This is a genomic window from Amycolatopsis sp. (assembly GCF_035276945.1).
Classification (GTDB): domain Bacteria; phylum Actinomycetota; class Actinomycetes; order Mycobacteriales; family Pseudonocardiaceae; genus Amycolatopsis_E.
This window is the reverse complement of record NZ_DATELF010000147.1, coordinates 64,772-75,208: the sequence shown is the minus strand read 5'-3', so window position 1 is coordinate 75,208 and position 10,437 is coordinate 64,772. Positions and strand designations below refer to the sequence as shown.

General features: G+C 68.8%; 14 protein-coding genes and 1 pseudogene. 2 read left to right on the top strand and 13 right to left on the bottom strand.

Annotation, left to right across the window (positions count from 1 at the left end; genetic code table 11):
• A pseudogene (locus VJT49_RS35455) lies at positions 1–177 on the bottom strand (nitroreductase); the annotation flags it as partial.
• Between the two features lie 383 nt (positions 178–560).
• Between VJT49_RS35455 and VJT49_RS35450 the strand changes: the two are divergent.
• Positions 561–1,229, top strand: a complete 669-nt coding sequence (locus tag VJT49_RS35450; protein WP_414636094.1) for a hemerythrin domain-containing protein — start codon at positions 561–563, stop codon at positions 1,227–1,229.
• A gap of 109 nt (positions 1,230–1,338) precedes the next feature.
• Here the strand turns inward: VJT49_RS35450 and VJT49_RS26090 are convergent, their stop codons facing one another.
• From VJT49_RS26090 to VJT49_RS26065, 6 genes are all read right to left on the bottom strand, one after another.
• Positions 1,339–2,658, bottom strand: coding sequence for a nicotinate phosphoribosyltransferase (locus VJT49_RS26090; RefSeq protein WP_324167565.1), 1,320 nt, complete (start codon positions 2,656–2,658; stop codon positions 1,339–1,341).
• A gap of 152 nt (positions 2,659–2,810) precedes the next feature.
• On the bottom strand, positions 2,811–3,077 hold the full coding sequence (locus VJT49_RS26085) for a DUF1876 domain-containing protein (RefSeq protein WP_324167564.1): 267 nt from the start codon (positions 3,075–3,077) through the stop codon (positions 2,811–2,813).
• A gap of 29 nt (positions 3,078–3,106) precedes the next feature.
• Entirely contained in the window at positions 3,107–3,436 is a 330-nt protein-coding gene (locus VJT49_RS26080) for a DUF1918 domain-containing protein (protein WP_324167563.1), read from the bottom strand.
• Between the two features lie 16 nt (positions 3,437–3,452).
• Complete coding sequence (locus tag VJT49_RS26075) at positions 3,453–4,295, bottom strand: universal stress protein (protein WP_324167562.1); 843 nt, start codon at positions 4,293–4,295, stop codon at positions 3,453–3,455.
• Positions 4,292–4,888, bottom strand: coding sequence for an HPP family protein (locus tag VJT49_RS26070; RefSeq protein WP_324167561.1), 597 nt, complete (start codon positions 4,886–4,888; stop codon positions 4,292–4,294). The genes VJT49_RS26075 and VJT49_RS26070 overlap by 4 nt, the downstream gene beginning before the upstream one ends.
• Positions 4,867–5,322, bottom strand: coding sequence for a general stress protein (locus VJT49_RS26065; RefSeq protein ID WP_324167560.1), 456 nt, complete (start codon positions 5,320–5,322; stop codon positions 4,867–4,869). The genes VJT49_RS26070 and VJT49_RS26065 overlap by 22 nt, the downstream gene beginning before the upstream one ends.
• Before the next feature lie 251 nt (positions 5,323–5,573).
• Between VJT49_RS26065 and VJT49_RS26060 the strand changes: the two genes are divergently transcribed.
• Positions 5,574–5,939 (top strand): VOC family protein, encoded by a 366-nt coding sequence (locus VJT49_RS26060; RefSeq protein ID WP_324167559.1) that lies wholly within the window; start codon positions 5,574–5,576, stop codon positions 5,937–5,939.
• Here VJT49_RS26060 and VJT49_RS26055 read toward each other — a convergent pair.
• From VJT49_RS26055 to VJT49_RS26030, 6 genes are all read right to left on the bottom strand, one after another.
• Positions 5,930–6,739, bottom strand: coding sequence for a hypothetical protein (locus tag VJT49_RS26055; protein WP_324167558.1), 810 nt, complete (start codon positions 6,737–6,739; stop codon positions 5,930–5,932). The two genes, VJT49_RS26060 and VJT49_RS26055, sit on opposite strands and share 10 nt — an antisense overlap.
• Positions 6,740–6,743: 4 nt before the next feature.
• Entirely contained in the window at positions 6,744–8,072 is a 1,329-nt protein-coding gene (locus VJT49_RS26050) for a DUF6310 domain-containing protein (RefSeq protein ID WP_324167557.1), read from the bottom strand.
• Between the two features lie 113 nt (positions 8,073–8,185).
• Complete coding sequence (locus tag VJT49_RS26045) at positions 8,186–8,356, bottom strand: hypothetical protein (protein WP_324167556.1); 171 nt, start codon at positions 8,354–8,356, stop codon at positions 8,186–8,188.
• Positions 8,357–8,598: 242 nt separating this feature from the next.
• A complete protein-coding gene (locus VJT49_RS26040) occupies positions 8,599–9,561 on the bottom strand; it encodes a hypothetical protein (protein ID WP_324167555.1) in 963 nt (320 codons plus the stop codon).
• A 157-nt stretch (positions 9,562–9,718) separates the two neighbouring features.
• Complete coding sequence (locus VJT49_RS26035) at positions 9,719–9,943, bottom strand: hypothetical protein (protein ID WP_324167554.1); 225 nt, start codon at positions 9,941–9,943, stop codon at positions 9,719–9,721.
• A 186-nt stretch (positions 9,944–10,129) separates the two neighbouring features.
• A complete protein-coding gene (locus VJT49_RS26030; RefSeq protein WP_324167553.1) occupies positions 10,130–10,396 on the bottom strand; it encodes a hypothetical protein in 267 nt (88 codons plus the stop codon).
• Positions 10,397–10,437 lie beyond the last annotated feature (41 nt).

The following is a 10,437-nucleotide window of genomic DNA, read 5'->3' as shown; positions in this document are numbered from 1 at the left end:
TTCGCGGGCGTCGCGGTCGGCGACGTCGAGGACCCGCCCGGTGTCGAGGAAGACGTCGATCCGCTCGCCGGTCACCTCGAACCGCCACGGCTGCGAGTTGTGCGGAGACGGCGCGCGGATGGCCGCGTCCAGGGCAAGCCGAACAGGCCCACCGATCGTCGGCGAAACAAGGGTCATCGCAGGACTCCAAGCTGGTTTTGCGCTACGTCCACACTCGACCCCGCGACGGGTTCCCAGCAGAGTCGGCGGTCATTGACAAGCCGGGCCTTAGTGCCCTCGCCGCTACTGGTCAGGCGGAACGAGTTGGTGGGACCCGCTGGCCACCGCCGAGTTGATCGCGCCGCCGATGTACCCTGTCGCCCCGAAAACCACGCGACGCACTGATTCCATTCCCACGGAGGACAACCGCGACGGCCACCGGACCTGGGTGACCGGGTATCCCAGCCGGTCATTGGGCTCCGGTCGGAGTCAGGCGAAGAAGTCAGTGGACCTGGCCGCTGAGCGAGCCGTCGCCGGTCTGTGGTGCGCCTTTCGGCCTCACCGGCACTTGAGCTGCCGAGCTGCCGCAGTCCCCGGTCTCGGTACGGAACGCGGCCGGTGCCACCGAGGTCGAGCTGGTCGACTGTTCGCTGGAACTCGGTGGCGGCGCGCTGGAGCTCGCGGGAGCCGTCGTAGTCGTCGTCGGGGCGGACTTCGGCGGAGGCAGGGCGCACGCCACGGTCGCGGTCATCCTCAACGCACTGCGCGCCCTGCGCATCCCGGCACGACACCGGCCACCCGCACGGACCGATGAGCTGCTGCACCGGTTCGCGCGCGAACATCCCAAACTGCTCGCCGCACGCACCACGGTGCGGCAAGCGGCCGACGCGCTCGCCTGCGGACCCGGCCCTGACGCGGACGCCGCCGTCCGTCACGCCTACACCCTGCTGACCGGACAACTGCTCCCCCACGAACGGGCCGAGGAGACCCAGCTCTACCCGGCACTGACCAAGGTACTGGGCGGCCCGGAAGGAACGGTGACCATGAGCCGCGGTCACGCCGAGATCGAAAGCCTCGCCCGTCGCCTCGGCCGGCACCTCGGCGAATCCCCGGACGGCATCCAGCGCGACCAGATCGACGACCTTCGCGCGACCCTCTACGGCCTCGACGCGGTGCTGACCTTGCACTTCGCCCAAGAAGAAGAGGCCTACTTCACCCTCGCCACCACCGACCCCCACCGGCCGACCTGAAACAGACCCCACCGACCCAGGCGTTTGAGGACCGACGGCCGGCCGCTCTCGTTCCGTTGACCAGGTGTGGCACTCGCCTGTTCTGGCGCGCACCGTCCGCTGATAGCGGTCATGACGTCGATGCGTGGAGTGTTCGCGCTAGCAGGTCATTCAGTTGTGCGGATCGCCGGACGTGGACCGGTTCGGCGGCACGCAGCCGCAAGGCGGCTTCGGGGAGCCATGCCAGGTCATGTTCGAACCGGCTACGTGCGTCGAACAGCTCGTGCCCGCTCCCCACTCGTTCACCGGTTCGCATGACCGGGGTGAGCAGCGGCCGGTAGCCCTCGGGCGGCGGCTCGGTGCGCAGAGCGAGCACGTCCGGCTCGCCGGACTCGCCGCGGTAGATCTGCTTGGGACCGGGGAAAGTGGCCTTGCCCGTTGAGCGTTTCATGACCGGTCTGCCGGCGTATTCGACGAGCTTGTAGGCGGTGTCCAGGGAGGGCGCGTCCGCGGAGACGCCCATTTTCGTGCCCACGCCGTAGGAATCGATGGGAGCGCCCGCGGCGGTGAGCCGGGCGATGGCGTGTTCGTCGAGCCCACCGCTGGCCATGATCCGTGCGCCCGGTAGGCCCTCGTCGTCGAGAATTTTCCGGGCCGCGCGCGCCAGGGCGTCGAGATCGCCGGAGTCCAGCCGCACCGCGACGCGCCCACCCGGCAGATTCAGGGTTTTCGCGACGTCGATGGCCGTATGCACACCGGCCAGCGTGTCGTAGGTGTCCACAAGAAACACGGTCGCCTCGGGGAAGTCCTCGGCGAACGCCCGAAACGCCTCCCGCTCGCTGGAGAAGGCCTCGATGTAGGAATGGGCCATCGTGCCGACCGGCCACAGCCCGAACCGGCACGCGGACGCGACGTGGCTCGTGCCCGCGAAACCCACCATCGCCGACAACCGGGCCGCCGCGAAGGCGGCATTCACGCCATGGGTGCGCCGCGCCGAGAAATCCACCAAAGCGGCTCCGTCCGCGGCGATCCGGCACCGGGCCGCCTTGGTGGCCACCGCGGTGGAGAAGGTCAGGAAATTCAGCAGCGCGGTTTCCACCAGCTGGGCCTGGGGCAGCGGCGCGGTGACCTCGAGCAGCGGCTCGTTGGCGAACACCACCCGGCCCTCCGGAACCGCCCACACGTCACCCTCGAAGCACAGGTGCGCCAGGGCATCCAGGTCGCTGTCCGGCAGGCCGAGCTCCTCGCCCAGATAGTCCAGTTCCTCGTCGTCGAAGTGAAACCGCGCCAGGAAATCGAGGCAGTCGGCGAGTCCGGCGCAGACCAGGAATCCCCGATCATCCGGGAGCGCCCGGGCGAACAGACTGAACGTCGCGGGCTCGGTCATCCCGCGCCGCAGGTAGCTCGTCGCCATGCGGATCTCGTACAGGTCGGTGTGCAGCCCGGTCATACCTCAGCCTCGAAAACAGGATGCCCGATGCGAAGGACCGCGCCTCGGGAACTTCCGTGAACCACGGCAGGTTGGTCCGTCGGCGTGGCGGCGCCAGGGACCGCGCTGGTGCGGACACTCGCCGAAGCCCGCCGTCGAGCTGCGCGCCGCGGTCACCGGTGAAGGTGCGCCTTCTTATGGGTGATGGCCTCGATGTCGCCCGCTGTGGCGTCGAGCAGCCGATGGGCGAGGTCGGACAGCGCCCGGGACACGGCCAGTTCGTCACCGATCTCGGGAACGTCGACGTCGCGTGGGTTCAACCGCGCGGTGCCGACGCCGACAAAGCCCGTCTCGTCCGGGTTGTGCAGCCGCGCATGTGCCCTGGTCTTGCTCTCGTGCTCGTCGATGAAGATGTCGACGTGCCAGCGCTTTTCCCGCATGATGTCTCCCTTGTGGTTTGACGGTGAAGCTATCGAGCGACGAACGGCCGGTCAGGTGCCGGCGGACCCGGATTCCGGGGGCTTACCGTCCCGCTTGCCGGGCGGAGGTGGGTGATGGCCTGCCGAACGGCGGTGAACCGGGCGCGCTCGCGCTCGTCGGCGGCCGCCAGTTCGCCGGGGGTCAGCACGATGGCGTCGGTTCCGGGAAAGAACACCGACAGGTGGTCATCGGCCAGCCACCGCACGACGTACGGGGGCGAGCCGTCGGCGGATCGCACCTCCATGATCCGCCCGCGCTGCTCGAACATTCCCATGGTCCGGCTCTTGATCACGATCCCGTCGCCGGGGTACGCGCGCATCGCAAGTCCTTTCCAACTAAGGGCGGACGACCATCACCGGGCAGTGGGCGTGCTGGATCAGCGCCTGGCTCGTGGAGCCCAAAAGCAGGCCGGGTAACCCGCCGCGTCCCCGGCTGCCCACCACGACCAGCTGCGCCCGTTGCGACCAGTCCAGCAACTGATGGCGGGGCCGGTCCAGCACCGCGATCCGCTCGACCCCCACATCGGGGTACTTCTCCCGCCACCCGGCCAGGCTTTCCGCCAACACAGCCCGCTCCTCTTCCTCGGTGGCGTGCCACCCGCTGATGTATTCGACGTCAACGAAGGCGTGCACCGCGACCAGCGGCGCCTGCCGCCAGGACGCCTCATCGAACGCGGCGGCGATGGCGCGTTCGCTGACCGGGCTGCCATCCACCCCGACAACCACCGGCCCTTCCCCGGCGGTCCCGCGGACGACCACGACCGGGCACCGGGCGTGCGCGGCCACCGCCGATGCGGTCGAGCCGATCCGCATCCCGGTGAAACCTCCGCTGCCCGACGAGCCGAGCACGATCATGCGGGCGCGGCGGGACAACTCCAGCAACAGCGGCACCGGCAGGTTCTGCGCCGTCTCGGTCGTCACCGGCACGTCGCCGGCGACCTGCCGGGCGGTTGCCGCACGCTGGTCGAGGATGTCGCGGGCAGCGTGGACCAGCGATGCGATCACCTCCTGGGGCATCGCCAGCCCAGTGCCCTCGTACTCCAACTGTGGCGCGAATCCGTGCACCAGGTGCAGATGCGCCTTGCGCAACCCGGCTTCCGTCGCGGCCCACCGCACCGCCCGCTCCGACTCTTCGGACCCGTCGACGCCGACGACGATCGCACCCTCCACGCCGGTCATCGCGCATCCGCCGATACATGCGCGCTGACCACCCCTGGCACGGCCTCGGCCAGCACCGTCGCGACGTGCCGAGCGGTCTCGTCATCGAAGGCGTCCACGATGCGCACCACGCCGTCACGGACCTCCACCTGCCACCTGTCCGCCCCGCCATACATCGTCAGGTGGCGGAACACGTCGGAGGCGATCTCCGAATCCGAGCGCGCGAAGACACGGACGATATCTCCGCGTGTCACGATGCCCACCACCCGCGCTCTGTCCACAATGGGCATCGCGCGGATCCGGGCGCCCAGTAACGCCCGCGCCAACGCCGAAAGGTCGGCACCCGGCGCCATCCCGGTGACCGGGCTGGTCATCACCTCCGCCACCATCCCGCCCGGACACCGGCCACGCTGCTCCTCGTGCCGGTAGCGTGGATCGGCCGGGATCCGATCGCCGATCAGGTCCGCCTCCGTGACGATGCCGACCAGCCGATCGTCGTCGACCACCGGCAGGGCGGTGAACCCGTGTTCCGACAACAGCTCGGCCGCCCGCTTCGCCGGGGTATCCGGTTCCACCGTCACCACCGGCACACTCATGACGTCCAGTGCCCGCATGATTCGATCTCCTCGCGGAGGCCAACTTCCTGATACGACGGTATGGGATCGGCGAAAGCACGACCAGGGAACGAGGTCACCAGTGCGAGAGGACGTTCGCCGGGACGGCAGGGAAGTTCGGCCCTGGCATCAGCCCCGCCCGCCCGGCCGGCGGGCATGCGGTCATGTCGGCAGGAAAACCCGTTGCGGCGCAAGGTTGAGACGGTGTTACACACCGCGCCCATCGCCGCGGCCTTCCCCCGGGTCATCCGGCCGGTGACCTGTTCCACCGTCCGGATGCCGTCGCCGACGATCCGGACGTGTTCGACGGGGAAGCCGTCGTCGGACATCCGGTCGACGAGGCGCTGCGCGTCCAGGTAGGTGTCGAAGCTCGCCAGCCGATGTTGCGGCTCGGCCGCCTTCAACGGGGCTGGCGCGAAGTGGGGATCAGTCATCGTTTCTCCAGGCAGTCGGTGTGGGTGTCCCCCGGGCTTCACTCATCACCGTCGCGGGATACCGGTCACGCAGTAGCCGCGTTCGGACTTTTCGCCGAGAGGCGACCGCCGGACCGGCCCCTTTTCTTTCTCACTTCGCGCGCCTGCGGCGAGGTAGCCAGACCGATCAGGAATCGAGAAGCGCGGACCGCCGAGCAGCACCTAGCGTGACCGTCACGGAAACCACCCGTTCTGCGACTTCAGGAGTGACCATGACCGGCTCTTCCACCCAGGGAATCAAGACCGTGCTGCATCCCGTTTCCGACCTGGCGAAGGCCAAGGAGGTGTATGCGGCCCTGCTCGGCGTCGCGCCGCAGACCGATGAGTCCTACTACGTCGGCTTCGAGGCCGAAGGCCAGCACATCGGGCTGGTGCCGGGCGGTGGACCGCAGGGCATGACCTCACCGGTGGCCTACTGGCATGTGCCGGACATCGAGGCGAAGCTGGCCGAGGTGACGGCGGCGGGTGCCGCCGTGAACGAGCCCGCGCACGACGTCGGTGGCGGCCGCCTGGTGGCCACCGTCACCGACCCTGATGGCAACGTCCTCGGGCTGCTTCAGGACCGGCTTCAGGCGTAGCGGAAACGGTCCTGCAGCGCGCGCAGACCGAGCTGGCCGACCAGGTCCGACAGCCGGGCGACGTGGTCGGCCCGCTCGGGGTCGAGCGGTTCGTCGGTGGCGGCGAGCAGGAGGGCCCCGTCCCCGGCCTGCTCGATCCGCGCCCACGAAGCCGCGCGGACGAGGTCTTCCCCGACGGTCTGGACTTGCGTCGCTCCCCAGTAGTTCACCCACCAGACGCCGGGCGGCACGTGCCGTGTGTCGTATTCCTGCGGCACCAGCAACTGCGGGATGAGGCCCGCGACCGGGAGGTCCGGCGGATCGGGGATGTAGGCGCGGTACTCCTCCGGCACGGCCGCGCGGGCCCGCTCGGTGGCGCGGCGGGACTGGTAGAGCAGGACGAGCCGGTCGTCTTCGATGTGCGCGTGACCGGCGCCGAGCGCCGTCGCCAGATCGCCGAGCAGGGCCAGGATCGTGTCGACCGGCGGTGTGACCAGCAGTGGAAACCACACGGTGGCCCGGCCGGGCGGTGGTGGAGGAGTCACGTTCGCGACCACGACCAGGTCCCCGGAGACGAGCAGGCAGGGCTCTGCCTCACCGCGGCTTCGCGCCGCCTCCACGTCGCCGAGATAATCGGCCAGCGCCTCCTCGGTCACCGGGGTCGGCGTCCCGGGCGCCTCACCGGTCCGCCATGGCGCCGCCACGAGGCCATGCCGCGTCAGCACCTCGGCGGTGCGCGCCAGCCCACCGGCCAGTTCCGCCAGCCGCGACGCCCCCACGTCGACGGTGACGCGGCGGACGGCCGGGAAAACGTCAGTCACGTGGTCACTCCGGAATGTTCGCCACCGGCGGGACACCGCCCCAGCGGGCGATCAGCAACTGCACGATATGCCGGTCGGGATGGGACCACATGTGCAGATACCCGCAGCGGCCCCCGACAAGCAGCCCGAGGTCCTTCTGGACGTCCCACTGGGCCAGCCTGGAGTCCCTTGGCCCGGCGAGGTCCGGGTTGAAGAACCACCCGTAGCCGGTCTTGACCTCCCACACGTTCCGGGTACCGTTCTGCAGCCCGTCGTAGTTGATCGCCACCGCGGGCGGGGGAGTGCGGACGTAGTAGTCGTTGGGCGAGCCGGTGACCTTCGTGGCGTACGCGTCGTGGCGGGCGTGGCCGCCCCTGCGCGGTACCGGCGCGGCGAAGCACGTGGGTGAGCGGCGGCGCCGGGGCTGCGGCTCGGGCTGGGGCAAGGCTTGCGGCGAGACGTCGCCGTCGGCCGCGGCGTCGGGCTGAATGCGCCGCGAGCGCACGAGGTGCCGGAGATACTCCTTCTGCGGATCGCTGAGGCGGCCGGTCCACTCGAACTCTTCCGGGCTGCCGTACGGCCCGCCCGTGATCGGGCTGATTTCGTCCATCCACCGCGGGGCCGTCGTCGAAGGCCACAGGAACACCAGCAGGAACACCGCCAGTCCGACCAGCGGCGCCGGGATGATGTCCGGCCCTGCCGCGGGGCCGGGGACAGGACCCGGGGCGGTCGCCGGCCCGACCGGCGTCGGGACGGGTGGTGACACCGGAGGCCGGACGGGCGGTGACAGCGGGGGCGCCGGCGGCCGGGCAGGTGGCATGGGGGGCATCGGGGGCCGGACGGGCGGGGTTCCGGGGCCAACGGCGGGACCGACCATCCCCGCGGCCGCTGCCCCCGTCGCCGCTGCCCCGGCGGGCGCGGCGGCCTGCGTGCCACCAGGCGCCGGGACGTCGGGGACCGCTTCCACACCGGCCGGCCGGAACGGCGGATCGAGCAGGCCGGCCGCCCGCCACTGCGTCATCAGCGGGCCGATGAGCTGCGGCACCGTCACCGCGACCGGCGCCGGAACCGGTGCGGGCACCTGGGGCGCGTTCGGCGGAGCGTTCACCGAAGGCCCATCGCGCTGCACACTTGCCTCCGGGACACGTTGTACCGGCGTGCTCTCGCCCCGCTCCTGGTCGCAGTCGGCACAGTCCTTGCCCTGGCAGCGCTGGACGCCGAGCATGGCCGCCACCGCCTGGTTTCCGGCCTGCCGCTGCAACGCGAGCAGGGCACCGCCGGGTCCGGCCGGCCGCCGGGGCGCGCTGGACCGATCGGTCGAGCTCTCCACGACCTCGAGCTGTCTTCGCGACATCGCCGAGTCCTCACTGCCGCACTGCCGCCGATTCGGGTATCCGGACCGGATCCTCCCCTCCCGCGGTGGACCACGGCCAGCCCGCCACCCCAAAGGGTGGCCAACGCTGCCTGTCAGGGCAGGCGGGTGGCCAGGTTCAGCACCCGGGTGGTCCGCATCGCGTTGAAGTTGTCGTCGCTGATCAGGCTCACGCCCGTCAAGCCCGGGGCGTTCGCGATGATGGCCATGCCCGCGTAGTTGTCCATCAGCGGATTGGTCCGAGTCGCCTTCGCGGTGGCGCCCAAGGTCGGACACTCGACCAGGTCGGCGACCGGCCGCTTGACCAGGACGTCCCGCGCCGGCGCCGGCGGCAGTTGCTCACCGGGCTCACCTCGGCCGCCCTGTCCAGGCCGGTCACCGCGAAAAGCTTCACCGCGTCGCCGGTGGTCGCGGCATGCGCGGCCTCCTCGACGAGGAGGGAATCTCTGGTCGCCAAACAGGTCCGCTGCAAATTCATTGACCTGACACGTGATCGTGGTCCCGTGCTTCACGTTCGGCTCTGTTCGCGGTTCTGTTCGATCGGCCATGAGGTGAGGTTTTCCGCGCGTCCGCAGTCGGTGGTGTTTGTTTGGCCGCGGCAGATCTGCAGTGCGCCCGTAATGGTCGGACCGTAGTATTGACGTATTTCGAGCGTAGTCGTGCCGGGTCCGCATTGCGTGACGATCTTTTTGGGAGCGCCGGGGACGAGATCGTGGTTGAACCTGACCCACACGGAGTAGCACTCCGAGCCCGTGTTCGTTAGTTCACCTTTGATCACGAGATTTCCGAAAAGGCCGGCGGGTTCCACCCATCGGGTGCCCTTCGCAGTAGCCGTGCCGTGGGTTGCCGACCAATCGACCGGTCCAGGACCCGCGACGGCACCCGTGGCCGAGGCTGGCAAAGCGAAGACGCCACAGGCCAGTGAGGCCGCGGCCAGTGAGGCAACCGCACCCTTCAGTAGTTTGTGCATATTTGCGATTCCTTCCGTCAACTGGGACGAATCTCGTCTCGTGAGCCACCGGTGGGCACCTTCGGGCTCTGCGTCATTGCAGGTAATTGACCCAGAAGGGCCGGTTAGTTGAGAAGCCGGCTTGATGCGAGTTTGGCATAGTTTGTCGTCGCGCATCAAGGTGTGATGTTCTCCGATGGATCTGAGTGTGCCGTCGTGCATCACGACGATGTGGGAGGCCGACAAGACGGTCGATAGCCGGTGGGCGATCGCGATGATCGTGATCCGTGCGGATACTGCCTGTATGACGTCGCGGAGGGCGGCTTCGTCAACTGCGTCGAGCTGTGAGGTTGCTTCGTCGAGGAGTAGCAGCCGGGGCGCCGTAGGAGTGCTCGGGCGATGGCTATTCGTTGGCGTTCGCCGTCGGATAGGAAGCGCCTCGGTCGCCGATCTTGGCGTCGAGGTTGTTTCCCAGTCGTTCCAGAAGAGGTTGCGGGCGGCAGGCTTGTCGGCGCACGTCATGCGAACTGGGCACGGAGCGAAGCTCCCGTGGTGAGAAGTTTTTGGCCGGACTCCTCCACCTGCCGGAAACTTCGCTGCCTTACCCTCACACGCCACCGACCCGATCAGGTCACACCACAAGATGATCGTGAAACGGTCGAGGCGATCAGGCGACGAGTCAGCGACCGGCGATGATGTCTTCGACCGACAACTGGTCGAGGCCGTTCAGGGAAGGCACGCCGTCGGAATTCTCGTCGTTATCGCCGCAAATGGCATACCGGCCGCCGCCGTAGATGAAACTGAAAATGTACAGGCAAGCCACCGGTTGCCCGCTCGCCGGGACTGTGAGCGGTTCGAAGTTGTTCGCCGTGGCCTGGCTCGCGGCCGACTCGATCTTGTTCATGTTCTACCTCCACCTTCCGTCAGCAACAGCTGCGCTTTCATCGTATCCAGCTGCTCTCCGCTCCCTTCTCAGCAGAAAGGCTGATTTTCGGCCAGCCTCGCTGGTGTCCATTCACGGGTGCCTCCGACCTGGGACGATGCGAGGGCCTACGAGGAGCCCCGATCAAGCCGTCCAGGTCAGAGCCGGTTACCTGCGGGTACCCCGTGAATGGACACCCTCGCTGACGTGAAAAATGGTCATGGGGAACGTCGAAGTCGGTTTGCCCTGGTGGCGGCGATCATAGGGGAGGACTCGGGTTCGGTCGGCGGCGATGCGTTGCGGCGTGCGGGTGATGGGGGTGATGCCGGCCAGTCTGAGGAGTCCGAGTGCGAGGTTGCGCACGGTGGCCACGACCTGGGCTCCGGTGCCGGCGCAGGCGTGCTGAGCGTCCTCGTGGTAGACCACGTCACGCACCCGGTGGACCTTGTTTTCGATTCCCAGTGCTGGCGGACGAA